The sequence below is a fragment of the Rhodoligotrophos appendicifer genome, from assembly GCF_007474605.1.
Lineage (GTDB): Bacteria > Pseudomonadota > Alphaproteobacteria > Rhizobiales > Im1 > Rhodoligotrophos > Rhodoligotrophos appendicifer.
In genome coordinates this window covers 1-13,932 of the sequence record NZ_VHKL01000007.1, presented here as the reverse complement: position 1 = coordinate 13,932, position 13,932 = coordinate 1, and the positions used below count along the sequence as shown (strand labels likewise).

Genomic DNA, 13,932 nt, shown 5'->3' with positions numbered 1-13,932 from the left:
TTATGTCCGAGAAAAGCGACCGGTGCGCGGGAAGAGCACCGGTCTCTCTCTTAGCTGGCGGCCCAGGTGTTAAACCGCTCGTTCAGCCGATCGATATTCTCGATCCAAAAGGAATCGGAGATTTGCAGCGCATTCTCAATATTTTCAGGCGCTGTTGGCAGATCAGGCAGGCGCTTGGGATCAATGAGCTTGGTTGCTCCTTTCGCAGTCACTCCATATGCGATCGCTTCCGGGAGCTTTGCTTGGTTCTCGGGCTTGCCGATGAAGTCCAAGAACTCGAAGGCAACATCTTTGTTAGGGGATGTCTTCAGCACGACCCAGCTGTCGAGAGTAAATAAGGCTTCGTTCCATTGGATGCCGAAATTCCGCTTGTCCGTGCGGTTGGCTGCATCGATACGTCCGTTATAGGCCGACGTCATGACCACTTCCCCGGACGCCAGCAGCTGTGGCGGCTGTGCGCCGGATTTCCACCAGATCAGCTCCTTCTTTATGCTGTCCAGCTTTTTGAAAGCTCTGTCGACGCCTTCGGGAGTTGACAGGGTCTTGTACACGTCGCCGGGCGCCACTCCATCGGCCATCAGCGCAAGTTCCAAATTAACCTTTGGTCCTTGCCGAAGCGCGCGCTTTCCGGGAAATTTTGTCGTGTCGAAGAAGTCCGACCATCCTCGTGGCTCTTCTTTCAGCTTATCCTTGTCATAGCTCAAGACGTTGTCATAGAGGATCGCGCCGACCCCACATTCGTGAACAGCCGGGGCGATATAGGCGTCTTTTCCCCCGATTTTGTCCCAGTCAATGGGTTCGAACAGGCCTTCGTCGCAGCCTATAACGAGTTCCTCGCTCTCAACCTGAACGACATCCCAGCCGGAATCCGTGCCGCCCTCCACCTTGGAGCGGATGACACCGATGCCGCCATCCCAGCTCTCATCGATGAGGTCCTTCCCGCTCTCCTTCTTGAAGGGTTCAAAATAGACTTTCTTTTGAGCGTCCTGGTATGCTCCGCCCCAGGAAACAACCGTTAACGGTCGATCAGCATAGACTTGCCCCCCCAGTGCCCCGGCTGCGAGCATCAAAGTCAAGGCCCCACCGGCCCATTTCCAAGAGAATTTCATGGAGTACCTCCCATTTTGGACTTCAGTGCAGAACAGTTCCTAAAGTGGCAAAGCGCGAGCATCCTCCGCTCGAAATCCCAGCTCCACCTTCATGCCAACGGTTGCCATCCCAGCCTTGTTGACCGGCGCCTTGACAACAAACTCCTGTGCATCGACTGCCCGGAGCTGCAGCCTGATATGGTCCCCGTGATATATGACGTCATCAATGACAGCATGAATCCGATTGTCGACATGTTCTTCCGGCCCAACCAGTTGGATGGCTTCTGGACGGATGGAGATCAACGCTGGGTCGCCCGGGTTAAGCCTGTTGCTTGCCTCACAAATGACCACACCGCCCGATGTGGATGTCGCGCGCGCCCGACAGCCCACGAGTGTTGAAATGACAGCCGTAATTTTATTATTTTCACCCACGAACTGAGCGACGAAGGCAGAGTTGGGGCGTTCGTAGATCTCACGCGGAGAGGCAATCTGTTGGATTAGCCCCTCGTTGAAGACCGCGACCCGGTCAGACATCGTCAGGGCTTCACCCTGATCGTGGGTCACATAGACGGCTGTAATGCCTAGCCGCTCGTGAAGGCTTTTGATTTCGTACTGCATATGCTCGCGCAGTTGTTTGTCCAACGCGCCCAAAGGTTCGTCCATCAACACTAATTTTGGTTCGAAGATGAGTGCGCGGGCAAGAGCGATGCGCTGCTGTTGCCCACCGGAAAGCTGTGCCGGCATGCGCGAACCGAGATTATTCATGCGCACAGTATCGAGAGCCTTCGTCACGCGCTCTTCGCGCTCTCCTCGCCCGATTCCGCGGACACTTAGGGGAAAGGCAAGGTTCTCAGCCACCGTCATATGGGGAAATAAGGCGTAGTTCTGAAACACTACGCCGATGCCGCGTTTGTGCGGCGGAACGCGTGTAATGTCCTCATGCCGAAGCGAAATAGTGCCTCTGGTGGGCACTTCAAAGCCAGCAAGCATCATCAAGGTGGTTGTTTTCCCCGACCCGGAAGGGCCGAGAAGGGTCAAGAACTCGCCATGTTCAACGTCTAAATTGAGATCTCGGACGACAAGGGTGATGCCGTCATAGGTCTTCTCGACGTTGCGGAACTGGACCAGAGGCTCAAGCCGCTCCGTGGTTTGTTGATCCGCGCGAGAACGCACCGGTATCAAAATAGTCTCCAAGGTAACATTCGGCCTTTACCATCCGCTCCAGCAATCAACACTGAATCCGCTTGATGATCAACGCGTGTCAACTCCGGCATGACTGAAGGCGCACCGATCCGGCTTCACGTCGAGCAATGGAGTCCCATCGAGACAATCCAGTCCGCGCACCAAGAGTGTTCTACCCTCCACAGCCTCTAGTCTAACACGAGATGTTCCGATTGGGTTGGGTCTCACAGGAGAGCGAAGAGAAAACGTACCTCTCGTCGTAGCGTCGTGCCGGGGAGTTTGAAGCACAATATCGCGCCGGGAGAAATGCAGCCAGTAGAGCAACTCTATCCACTCGAAATTTTCCAATCCCCGAAGAGCGATCTGCCAAGGATCAAAAATCTCGACTTGGCAGAGTGGCCCGGCAGGATCACCTTGGCGAGGGCACTCTGCCCGCGCGCGCCAGGGCGTTGTGATGCGCCCGATGAATATCAATCCTGCATCCATACAACGCGGCATCGGGACAGACTGCTCTCCATCCCGAAGGTCGTCAGATCGATCCATGATAGTCTGCCCGAAGACAACGCGTGAGGCGTCGACTGAAGAAGGTCGTGCCGGTTCGCTACTCATGCATCTTCAGCAAGATGCGGTCGAGCGATTTTGGCTTGAATGTGAGCCCGACAGCTATTTTAGTGAGGTCTATAGAAGAAGGTCGAAGAGGATCACCGCTCCTGGACCATGCGATCGATCACCGCTCTGGCGGTTGATCGAGATCACAGAAACCTGGTCGCGGCTGGTTTTGCGAACAGACAATATCATCGCCGACCCAAGTCGATGGGCCTAATGGGCACGGCGGTGGGCCATGAGGCGAGGCCCAGTTTGGTGAGACAGGCCGAGACCTGTCGAACTGCTTAGTTGCCAAGTTAATCATCCTGTGATGACAATCTTTCGATGGGGAACCGTCCGAAGAACGGGCTCATCAAGAAGGCCTTATGGGGTGGTGAGTGCCGGACCTGCCAAGTAGGATTGCAGTCGACGTTCGCGACGTGCGCAAGGTCTTCGGCACCTCAGCTGCACCCGTAGTGGCGCTTGCTGATGTCTCTGTCGCCATCGGAGAAAATGAGTTCTTCACCCTCCTGGGGCCATCTGGCTGCGGAAAGACAACGCTGCTCCGGCTGATTGCCGGCTTCGACTATCCGACCAGCGGACAGATATTGCTGCACGGCGAGGATATCGCTTTGCTGCCGCCTTTCAAGCGACCGGTTAACACTGTTTTCCAGAGTTATGCGCTCTTTCCCCATATGACCGTGGCGGAGAACATCGGGTTCGGCCTTGAGATGCTGGGACGGCGAAGGGCCGAGGTAAGTGACCGGGTCTCTGCGATGCTGAAGCTGGTCCGCATGGAGGAGCTTGCGTCGAGAAGTACAAGCCAGATTTCCGGCGGTCAGCAGCAACGTGTGGCACTTGCCAGGGCATTGGCGCCGCAACCAAAGGTCTTGTTGCTGGACGAACCGCTCTCGGCTCTCGACTATAAGCTGCGCAAAGAGATGCAAATTGAGCTGAAGAGGCTTCAGCATGAGACGGGAATTACATTCATCTTCGTGACCCATGACCAGGAAGAAGCCCTTGCCATGTCAGATCGGATTGCAGTGATGTCGAACGGGAAAATCCTGCAGATCGGTACGCCACGAGACATCTACGACAGACCGTCGGAGAGGTTCGTAGCCGACTTCATTGGTGAGACGAATTTCCTTTCGGCCGAAATTCTTGCACGGTCCGGTGCCACAGCGACGGTAAGGCTTTTTTCGGGTGCGGAAATTTGTGCGGCGTTACCGGAGCGCTTTAGTCGTGATGGCAGGGTGACGATTGTCGTCCGTCCAGAGCATGCTCAGCTCATTGATCCAGGTGCCCAGGGAACTCTGAAGGGTGAAGTTGAGAACATCGTTTATTTGGGCACGGACACCCATTTTCATCTTCGTCTGGAGGACGGCAACCATTTCATTATTCGGCGCCAGAACAGTCGAGGCATGCCTTTGGGAATAGCCTCGGGATCCCCGGTCGGCATCCTAATCGACGACAATGCTGCTCAAGTTTTGCGAGATTGAGTGTGAATAGAGCGGAACAGGTAGCCAGGGCCGCTCATCGTAAAGATCTCCGGCGCCGGTGGTTGCTTTCATCGCCAGCTCTTTTGATCATCTTGCTGGCCGCAACAGGCCCTTTGCTGATCGTGTTGGTCTATTCATTTTTGACGCCGGGTCCCTACGGCGATGTTGCATGGCGTTTTTCGACCGATGCGTGGGTCTCGGTCTTTCTTGAGCGGGATATCTTCGATGACACTCTGTCGATGGCAATTGCGCATGCAACGATCTTCTGGCGCTCAGTTAGACTGGCTCTTGCGACGACCTTTTTGACCCTAATCCTTGGCTTCCCTACGGCCTATTTCATCTCGACACGCAACCCGAAGACCCGTGATGTTTGGCTTTTCCTCATCACGATACCGTTCTGGACGAACCTTCTGATCCGCACATTCGCCGTCCTGCAGATCATTCGAAATGAAGGCATCATCAATACGGCACTCACCAAGCTGAGCCTTATCTCCGCACCCATACAAATTCTCTACACCGATACAGCGATCCTGATCGGCATGACCTATGTCTACCTTCCCCTGATGGTGCTTCCGATTTATGCCAGTATGGAAAAGCTCGATTTCCGCCTTATCGAGGCTGGCTATGATTTATATGCCACCCGCGCCCAGGTTCTGCGGCGCATCATCCTGCCCTTGGTGAAGCCGGGAGTCATCGCCGGTTCGATTCTGGTCTTCATTCCCGCCGTTGGGGCATATGTCACGCCGAGCGTCTTGGGCGGCGGCAAGAATATGATGTTGTCCAATCTGATCGAATTGCAATTCGGGCAGGGCCGCAATTGGCCCCTTGGATCTGCTCTCTCCATTACGGTGATGGGGATCGTAATGGCCGCGCTTCTTCTTTATGTGCGCAACGCCAGCTCCACGGGTATCCGGCATGGCTAAACCCTTTGCAATTCGACACCAGCCGGGGTTCACGGCCATAGCGGCAGCGTGCTTTCTTATGCTCTATCTGCCCATCGGCGTGTTGGTGATTTACGCGTTCAATGCCGCAACTTCGACTGCGGTATGGGGCGGTTTCTCGTTACGCTGGTTCCACTCCGCGTGGAACAATGCCCAAGTGATCGATGCCACACTGCGGTCGTTTCAAATCGCAGCACTAGGGGCCCTTCTCGCCACCACTGTTGCCATGATGGCAGCGCTGGCAACAACGCGGACTGCGCCTTACCCAGGCCTCACTTTAAAATATGCGATGCTTAACCAGCCGCTCATGGTGCCTGAGATTGTAACGGGCGTGGCCCTGCTGATCTTTTTTTCACGGATTAAAATCGCGACCGGCTATTCCGGCTTGGGCTATTTGATTGCGGCCCATACAGCCTTTTGTATTCCTTTTGCCTATCTGCCTATCCGTGCTCGGCTCGAGAATATGGATCTTACGCTCGAAACAGCGGCAGCCGATCTCTATGCGACGCCATGGAAGGTCTTCCACCGGATCACTCTGCCACTTCTATGGCCGGGGATCCTAGCGGGTTTTATGTTGGCCTTTGTTATCTCTCTGGATGATGTGGTCATCACTGAATTTGTGAAGTCAGGCGGGCAGGACACCCTCCCCACATACATGCTGGGCCAGATCCGACGAGGGATAACGCCAGAGATAAACGCGATATCGACCGCTTTCCTCCTGCTTTCGGTCGGCATCGTGACGCTGTTCTTCTTCGTCAGCAGGAAGCGGGACTGAGGTCAATTGGAGGGCAATCGATGACCTGGATGAAAACAGCAGCTGCCTTTGGGATCGCACTCGTGGCCGCCACGAACACCGCGTCTGCCGCCGGGCAGTTGAACATCTACAACTGGGGGAATTATACAAGCCCTGACGTCATCAAGAAGTTTGAAGAGAAATACGACGTCAAGGTCACGATCACAGATTATGACTCCAACGACACGGCGCTTGCGAAAGTGAGGCAGGGGGGCACGGGCTTTGATATCGCCGTGCCGTCGCAGAACTATCTCCCGATCTGGATCAAGGAAGGCTTGCTGCTTGAGACCGATCCAAACGGGATGGAGAACTTCAAGAACGTCGCTCCCGATTGGGCCAATCCCGAATTTGATCCTGGCCGCAAATATTCGGTGCCATGGGCGCTTGGGACTGTCGGTGTGGCGGTTAATACCGAAGTCTACAAGGGAGACATCAACACCTGGGGCATCATCTTTGAGACCCCCGAAGAGCTCAAAGGGAAGGTCAATGTCGTTCCCGAAATGAATGATGTGATGTTCGGTGCCATTAAATATGTCGGTGGCGATCAGTGTACGGCCGACAAGACTGTGCTGAAGAAAGTTCGCGACCTTCTGGTGGCGGCAAAGCCGAACTGGATCGCAATGGAGTACAACACGATTGAAAAAATGGGGGCAGGGGACTTCAAGGCCACCAGCGACTGGAACGGCTCGGCATTGCGCCAGCGCTTGGCTCATCCCTCAATTCATTACGGTTATCCGAAAGAGGGATTTGTGTACTGGAGTGACAATGTCGTGGTGCTGAAGGATGCCAAGAACGTTGAAAATGCCAAGCTCTTTCAGAACTTCATAATGGATCCCGAGATTGCGGCGGGGCTATCGGCCTTCCACCGCTACGCCAACGGCATCTCAGGATCGGACAAATTCATGCCGAAGGATATGGAGGCCGCGCCCGAGGTAAATGTACCGGAGGAGTTCAAGTCAAAAGGAGAGCTCCAGTTCATGTGCCCCCCGGAAGCGCAGGCCCTCTATACGAGGATCTGGACTGAGCTCCAGAAGTAGATCGCTCCGGCGGGCCGCTTAGAAAAACTGAAGGGCCATTTACGACCCTTCTTTTTTGAGCTCTGTGTTCAACGAAGTGTCACGACGCTGGCGTGATTGCCATCGGTGGATCACCCGTCTCGGTTAGGCGTGCCGAGGATGTGCGATTTTGGAGGCATCATCACATCATCGAAAGTTTGAGTGAACATGGCGGCCGCGAAGAAAGCCACGGCACGCAACGTCTCGGTTCCTGTATTGACGAGGTCATGTTTGATGGGAGTGGGCAGGACAAAGACACTTCCGGCTCCGACGGCGTGAACGCTACCATCTTCGATCTGCAACTCACCCGTCCCGGCGAGGATATACTGTGTCTCCTCTGTCGCATCCGTGTGCCATCCGAGGCGGTGACCGGGCTCGATCTCATAGACGATGGTCGAGGATTGGGTGCTTCCGTTGCCACCGCAGAGGGCGAAGGCACCGGCCCAATTCACCGATGGATCATTGTCGCCCCAAACCTTGGTCCGCGGAAGCCTTTTCGAGTCCACTACTTTAATCATGGATGTGATCCTTGCGTGAAGTCAGCCCGGTTCTGGCGCTCGACTTTGCAGGGGACAGTGGAGCGAAGTGTCGAGAGAATCAATCCTATTGCCCACAACCATAGGAAGGACGCCGCTTGAGGTTTAAGCTCCTTCACCTGGTGTGTCGGCCGAGGAGAACCAAACTGTAAAGACGCCTGGGCATTGGTGCCGGCAACAGGATTTGAACCCGTGACCCCCTGATTACAAATCCTCCGCGCCGATATTCGATGATGAACGATGGTCATCTCTGTAGATCGATGAAGGCTAATTTTCCTTGATTTTTGGCGATTTACTGGTCACTCCTGGTTCGATGGCGAGCGCTGCTGTTCGGTCTAGTTCGACCCTATCTCGTGACAACTAGTGTGACAACAGCTCCGACAGGCCTGTGACAACGGAGTCCGAGCTATGCCAAAAATCCACTTCACCAAGTCTGCCATCGAAGGCCTTCCAGTCCCGGAAAACCGGATTGCTTACACCGACGACAAGGCAGCAGGTCTGGAACTTCTCATTACCGCTGGGGGAACCAAGACGTTCTATCTGCGCCGGCGCGTAAGAGGCACCGGGCGAATGGAGCGGATCAAGCTCGGGCGGTTCCCCGCATTGTCAGTCGAGGCAGCCCGGCGCTCAGCAGCGAAACATGCCGGGACGATGGAAGAGGGGAAATCTGTCGTCGCGGAGATGCGTGGCAAGCGCGCCTCTACGCAGACATTGCGACAAACCCTTGAGGCCTATATCGCTCACCGTCAGCGCAACCATGAAATGAAGCAACGGACAGCCGCCGACTATCGGGATGTGATCGAATTGCATTCCGGCGATTGGTTGGATCGACCGCTTTCGACCCTCACGAGAGAGGAATTCGAGCGTAAGTACAACCTCATTCGCCAGCGCACCACCGGGGAAAAGACGGGCGGCTCTGTCACCTGGGTAATCGTGCGGGGCGGGGAGGGCGTAGCGCGCTCATGGGCTCGTGTGATGCGGGCCGTGATGAACTATGCGGTCGACCACCTGACTGATCCGGATGGCCGGCCGCTGCTGCTGGCAAACCCCGTGGCAGCGGCATGCCGGCGCCTGGCCGTGAGCAGGATCGTGAGGCGTGAGACTTTCATCAGTGAGGATCGGTTCGGCGCGTGGCTCGACGCACTCGACGCGGATCGAGTTCTAAATCCTGTTGCCGCGGATTATCTCGAGGTGCTGACGTTCACGGGGCTGCGTCGCAATGAGGCGGCCGGGCTGCGAACCGAAGACGTGAATAGGGATGCCGCAACACTCACGATCAGAGAGACGAAGAATGGTCGGCCCCACGTTTTGCCGTTCGGTCCGCACCTGCTGTCGATTTTCGAACGGCGTGTGGCTGCTGCGCATGCGTTCAGGTCCGAATGGCTGTTTCCGGCTGCGCGTGGTGAAGGGCACTTCGTCGCTCCCGGCAAGGCCGTCCGCAGAATCGGGGCGAGAGCGGGCGTCCCCAGTGTGAGATGTCACGACCTTCGACGCACTTTTGCCACGGTCGCAGACGCGGTCGGCGTCGGCATGTTTACTCTAAAGCGCTTGATGAACCATCTCAGCGGCGACGTGACTTTTGGGTATGTCGGTGCCGACGTGGAGCGCATGCGTGAGCCCATGGTGAAGATCGAAACCAGGATCCTCGAGAAGGCCGGCCGCAATCCGCGATCTGCCGCGGAGGCTGCGGAATGATGGAGTGGGAATGGTCAGTGGCGGACGATGAGACGGTTCGCCAGCGCCACCTCGAACTCGGACCAAAGTTGCCATGGCTGCTGATTGCGCATGCAGACAGTGGAGATGATGAAGCTGAGAAACTGCTCTTGAGCATCTGCGACATGATGATGGCAGGCAGCGAGCCGGTACATCCAAAAATCAGATCGTGGCTCCTCCGGCGCGCGAAGGTCGGCCGACCGAAAAAACCTCATGCCAATAAGCTTAGCGGCCACGAAAAAGTTAGACAGGGTTTAGTTGCCCATGCCGCGTTCATGGCGAAGCAAAAATATGGAGCCAAGGAAAAACCCGGTCCCAATCATCCGTACGCCTTTCAAATGGCAGCAGATTGGGCCGAGAAAGAACTAGGGATTCACGTCTCGTCTGAAACCGTCAGGAAGTGGTTCAACGAACGCCGGGGCACCTACGCAAATATAAAAAGGTTTCTCAACTCACCGGAGGCCCGCGCCCTTCTCCCTGAAAAACCTGAAAAATAGAGGGAGCCGACAAGTCGAGAGCGTCGGCGCAGAGTGTAATCCATCATAACAGATGGAGACTGGTCGATGAACACCGCTACAAACGCTTTGCTCAATACTGAGCAGGCAGCAAATGTTATCGGGGTGACCGAGAGGACCCTGAGCACGTGGCGACATACTGGCCATGTGCGAATCCCCTACGTGAAGATCGGCCGCAAGGTGGTCTACCGCCGCTCCGATCTAGAACGGTATCTCGACGAGCACACCGTCAACGCCAGCGCTGCTGCGGAGTGACGGCAATGGATCGCATGCTTTCAAAAAGTGAAGCCAGAACAGCATTTGGCAGCATCATTTCCGCCATTCAACACTTCGCACCGCCGAAGCGCCGGGCAACAAGACTCAGTCAAAATGCTGCCCTATCGAAAATCACGCCAAAACTGCTTGGCATTTACGCAAATCCAAAACTCAAACGGAACCATGTCTCGCCTGCAGACAGTGTATTTTGTAAAAAGAGAGAATTTAAAGACGATTTTGAGCGGTGTTTCTATGGAGATTTCGAAATCGAATTTTGGACTTCGACTACCGGTATAGATTTCAATATTATCGCTTTTGACCGCTTACTTATGGCGGGATGCTTAAACCCCTCAGAGCCGGTGCCGGATGAGCCGGGTTTTCCAAATTTAGACTACAGCGGCTTAGTGAGCTTCTGGGAGTTTAACCGGGGCCCCTGGGAAGAAACGTTCACAGGTCCCGACGACGGCTTTTTTGGGCGATCCGATTGGATTCACTAAAACATCATGGTCGGTGCAAGCCAAACCGGACGGTCGGGGGATATCGTGGACGTGGAATTCAAGGCGATAGGGGCCGCCGCGCTCGCAGCTTACCCGGGGTTGCTCCGGCAATGGTTCCCGGGCGGCCGAGTCTACGGTCACGAATTCAAGGTTGGAAGCCTGCAGGGAGAAAAGGGCGAAAGCCTTAGCATCAACATCACGACGGGAAAGTGGGCAGACTTCGCAGCAAACCATCAGGGCGGCGATCCGATCAGCCTCTACGCCGCTATGACTGGCGTCAAGCAGGGAGAGGCTGCTGTCGCGCTCGCCGAGATCCTCGGTGGCAGTCTGTTGCCCGAACCTCGGCAGGCCGAGGCTCGGGAGAAGGCGCCGAAGCGCCAGGCGTGGACGCCCGTGCATCCGGTGCCGGAAAGCGCTGGAGAGCCCCTGCGGAGCCACCGGGACTTCGGGAAGCACACGACGTCATGGGCGTACCGCGATGCCGAGGGCCGCCTGCTCGGGCACATCTGCCGGTTCGATATGCCCGATGGCGGCAAGGAAGTGCTGCCGCAGTCCTATTGCGCCGGTCCGGACGGCAAACGCGCCTGGCGCTGGATGTCATTCGCAAAGCCTCGCCCGCTCTATGGACTCGAGCACTTGGCCGCATCGCCTCGGGCGAACGTGATCATCGTCGAGGGCGAGAAGTGCGCCGACCGCGCTCGGCAGCTGTTTCCGCAGCACGTGGTTGTGACCTGGCCGAGCGGCGGCAAGGCGGTCCGACATGCCGACTGGGCCCCGCTGAAGGGTCGGAAAATCGTCATCTGGCCGGACGCCGACGAACCCGGTCACAGCGCTGCGCTTGCCATCGCCAAAATACTGACGCCGTGGGCATCGGGGGTTCGGCTCCTGTTGCCGCCCGCGGGTCGGAAAGATGGATGGGACGCGGCCGACGCCGTTGACGAAGGCTGGACTCCGGAAAGCACGTTGGCATGGCTGAAAACAGCCATGGTCACGCCTGACGAGTTTGAGCAGGCAGCCCGGGAACAGCAGGCGCCTCCGCCCATCGACGATCAAGGCGGAAGGCGCACGGTTCGGATTGCGGGTGGTCGACTCGCCGACATGGCAACCGAAGCCGAACAGGCTCTTCTGGCGGCCAGCGTGGAGATTTATCAGCGCGGCATGCTGCTCGTGCGGCCGGTCACCGAGGAAGTGGATGCCTCGAACAATCGTCGGACGAAGACGGCTCAGCTCAAGAGTGTCGACGACACATATCTGCGCTTCGTGCTCTGCCAAGAAATCACGTGGGAAAAATATGACGCCCGCAGGGCCCGTTGGGTGGCGGCGGATCCTCCCGTAGATGTTGCGAAAACCATAAACGCTCGCTTCGGCCATTGGCAGTTTCCTGCCGTCGCGGGCGTGATCACCACCCCGACCCTTCGACCGGACGGCACTATTCTATCTGAGCCCGGATATGATCCTGAAACGAGACTTATTCTCACGGCGCCACCGGCCATGCCGTCAATTCCTCCAAATCCTGACTTAGAAGACGCGGACGCGGCGTTGCTGCTGCTGAAAAGCCTGCTGACCGAGTTTCCGTTCGTGGATCCTGAAAGCGAGAGCGTCGCGCTGTCGGCCCTCATCACGCCTGTGGTGCGGGGGGCGTTCACCGCGGCGCCCATGCACGCGGCAAGGGCGCCGACAGCGGGGACAGGCAAGTCGTACTTGTTCGACACCGCCTCGGCGATCGCCCTTGGCCAGGTGTGCCCAGTCATGGCAGCCGGCCGAACCGAGGAAGAGACGGAAAAGCGCCTTGTCGCCGCGGCAATCGCGGGTCGGCCGATCGTCAGCATCGACAATGTTAATGGTGAGCTTGGTGGCGACTTCCTCTGCCAGCTTATCGAACGGCCGATCGTCGAGCCGAGGGTGCTGGGGAGGTCAGAGAACCAACGCCTCATGAACCGGGCAACCGTTTTCGCAACCGGAAATAACCTGCGGCTAGTCGGAGATATGACCAGGCGCGTGTTGCTATGTTCTCTCGACGCCCGCGTGGAACGCCCAGAGATGCGGCCCTTCAAGGAAAATCCAGTGGCCGCCGTCATGGCCAGCCGTGGGCGCTATGTGGCCGCCGCCCTGACTGTGATCCGAGCGTATATCGTCGCCGGGCGGCCTGAGCGGGCACCGGCATTGGCATCGTTCGAAGGTTGGTCAGATACCGTGCGGTCCGCGCTGATCTGGCTTGGTTGTCCCGACCCTGTCGGCAGCATGCGGACCGCTCGTGATGAAGATCCTGAACTACAGATCCTCTCGGCGCTCTTAGCGGCTTGGAGCGAGAGCCTGGGCACCGGGGTTCAGAACGGCCATACGGCGGCCGAAGTGATCGCAAAGTGCGGAGAGCGCAACATTATCTATGAGGACGCACATTCGCCAACGTCGCAGGATTGGCGCTATCCAGACTGCGTGAAGCCGTCGTTCCCATCAGCTCGGTAAGAGGCGCTTTGGACGCCCGGTCCTTTGGGAAGTGGTTAGCACGCACCAAGGGCCGGATCGCGCATGGGCTGAGGCTCGAGGGCAGGGGGGATAGCCATGGTCACCCCGTGAGATGGTTTGTCGAGCGCGAGAAATCGTGAGGTTGCGGTTGCAGCGGTTCTAGCGGTTGGTTTTTGGTCACACGTGGGAAACTGTCAGAATGACATGGTATGTGAGTGATGCACCTGACATGTACGTAAGGGCGATGGGAAACGGACCTCACTAACCGCGCCAACCGCAACTCGCCTATAGGCTGCACTGGACCAAGGGCTGCAATCAAGGAGGGGTGAAAACCCCGTGCCGGCCCCACCCCCATAGGCCAAGGTACTTCTCGAAACACCCCCATCGGCGGTAATTCGAGGGCCGATTGCTCTTCTGTTCCAGGTATTTTTTTTGGGTCGTCAGTAGTCAATTTTCGGTGGGAGGAAACGGTAGTGAGCGGATCAGAACAGACGTCTTTGCGTGCCTATTCTCGCCACAGAGGGTGCTCCTTAAAGGCAGTGCAGAACGCCATCGAAAGCGGACGGCTCAGAGCCAGCGTGGTGCGGAATTCTAAGGGTCACCTCAAAATTGGTGACGTCCGAACCGCTGATCGGGAGTGGGCTGCCAACACCCGCCGTACCAAACGACGTGGCTTGCGGAGACGGATTACCGAAGCGCTCGCCAGCGAAAATGGAGTTGACGACTTCGCTGACAATGAGGTTCCCGAGATACGCGGCGACATGAGTTCGGCCGAACTCGATGCGATCATAGCGATATGGAAGGCAA

At 56.9% G+C, this 13,932-nt stretch carries 14 protein-coding genes; 10 read left to right on the top strand and 4 right to left on the bottom strand.

Translation table 11 applies throughout. The features are described 5' to 3' along the window. Nucleotides 1–50 precede the first annotated feature (50 nt). From FKM97_RS15875 to tsaA, 3 genes are all read right to left on the bottom strand, one after another. Nucleotides 51–1,109 carry an ABC transporter substrate-binding protein gene (locus FKM97_RS15875; RefSeq protein ID WP_170240945.1) on the bottom strand — a complete coding sequence of 353 codons (1,059 nt, stop codon included), beginning with the start codon at nt 1,107–1,109 and terminating at the stop codon, nt 51–53. Between the two features lie 39 nt (nt 1,110–1,148). Then, nucleotides 1,149–2,270 carry an ABC transporter ATP-binding protein gene (locus tag FKM97_RS15870; protein WP_428977912.1) on the bottom strand — a complete coding sequence of 374 codons (1,122 nt, stop codon included), beginning with the start codon at nt 2,268–2,270 and terminating at the stop codon, nt 1,149–1,151. A gap of 69 nt (nt 2,271–2,339) precedes the next feature. Beyond that, on the bottom strand, nt 2,340–2,813 hold the full coding sequence (tsaA, locus tag FKM97_RS15865) for a tRNA (N6-threonylcarbamoyladenosine(37)-N6)-methyltransferase TrmO (RefSeq protein WP_144293425.1): 474 nt from the start codon (nt 2,811–2,813) through the stop codon (nt 2,340–2,342). 440 nt (nt 2,814–3,253) lie between these two features. Here tsaA and FKM97_RS15860 point away from each other — a divergent pair, with 440 nt between their 5' ends. The 4 genes from FKM97_RS15860 to FKM97_RS15845 are packed head-to-tail and all read left to right on the top strand — an operon-like array spanning nt 3,254 to nt 7,125. Beyond that, a complete protein-coding gene (locus tag FKM97_RS15860) occupies nt 3,254–4,354 on the top strand; it encodes an ABC transporter ATP-binding protein (protein ID WP_144293424.1) in 1,101 nt (366 codons plus the stop codon). Between the two features lie 2 nt (nt 4,355–4,356). Continuing rightward, on the top strand, nt 4,357–5,277 hold the full coding sequence (locus FKM97_RS15855) for an ABC transporter permease (protein WP_144293423.1): 921 nt from the start codon (nt 4,357–4,359) through the stop codon (nt 5,275–5,277). Beyond that, nucleotides 5,270–6,070 carry an ABC transporter permease gene (locus tag FKM97_RS15850; protein WP_144293422.1) on the top strand — a complete coding sequence of 267 codons (801 nt, stop codon included), beginning with the start codon at nt 5,270–5,272 and terminating at the stop codon, nt 6,068–6,070. Before FKM97_RS15855 ends, FKM97_RS15850 begins: the two co-directional genes overlap by 8 nt. Before the next feature lie 20 nt (nt 6,071–6,090). Then, entirely contained in the window at nt 6,091–7,125 is a 1,035-nt protein-coding gene (locus FKM97_RS15845) for an ABC transporter substrate-binding protein (RefSeq protein WP_144293421.1), read from the top strand. A gap of 110 nt (nt 7,126–7,235) precedes the next feature. Here FKM97_RS15845 and FKM97_RS15840 read toward each other — a convergent pair whose 3' ends face one another. Continuing rightward, on the bottom strand, nt 7,236–7,661 hold the full coding sequence (locus FKM97_RS15840; RefSeq protein WP_144293420.1) for a cupin domain-containing protein: 426 nt from the start codon (nt 7,659–7,661) through the stop codon (nt 7,236–7,238). A gap of 426 nt (nt 7,662–8,087) precedes the next feature. On the opposite strand from FKM97_RS15840, the gene FKM97_RS15835 reads away from it, so the two are divergent. From FKM97_RS15835 to FKM97_RS26545, 6 genes are all read left to right on the top strand, one after another. Next, nucleotides 8,088–9,374, top strand: coding sequence for a tyrosine-type recombinase/integrase (locus FKM97_RS15835; RefSeq protein ID WP_144293419.1), 1,287 nt, complete (start codon nt 8,088–8,090; stop codon nt 9,372–9,374). After that, the gene (locus FKM97_RS15830; protein ID WP_144293418.1) at nt 9,371–9,889 is read left to right on the top strand and encodes a hypothetical protein; all 519 of its coding nucleotides are present in this window, start codon (nt 9,371–9,373) and stop codon (nt 9,887–9,889) included. Before FKM97_RS15835 ends, FKM97_RS15830 begins: the two co-directional genes overlap by 4 nt. Nucleotides 9,890–9,955: 66 nt before the next feature. Further along, a complete protein-coding gene (locus FKM97_RS15825) occupies nt 9,956–10,162 on the top strand; it encodes a helix-turn-helix domain-containing protein (protein ID WP_144293417.1) in 207 nt (68 codons plus the stop codon). A gap of 5 nt (nt 10,163–10,167) precedes the next feature. After that, nucleotides 10,168–10,659 carry a hypothetical protein gene (locus FKM97_RS15820; RefSeq protein ID WP_144293416.1) on the top strand — a complete coding sequence of 164 codons (492 nt, stop codon included), beginning with the start codon at nt 10,168–10,170 and terminating at the stop codon, nt 10,657–10,659. A gap of 6 nt (nt 10,660–10,665) precedes the next feature. Further along, entirely contained in the window at nt 10,666–13,125 is a 2,460-nt protein-coding gene (locus FKM97_RS15815) for a DUF6371 domain-containing protein (RefSeq protein ID WP_144293415.1), read from the top strand. A 539-nt stretch (nt 13,126–13,664) separates the two neighbouring features. Next, nucleotides 13,665–13,932 (top strand): hypothetical protein (locus FKM97_RS26545; protein WP_205015075.1); only part of this gene is annotated, 268 nt, incomplete at its 3' end.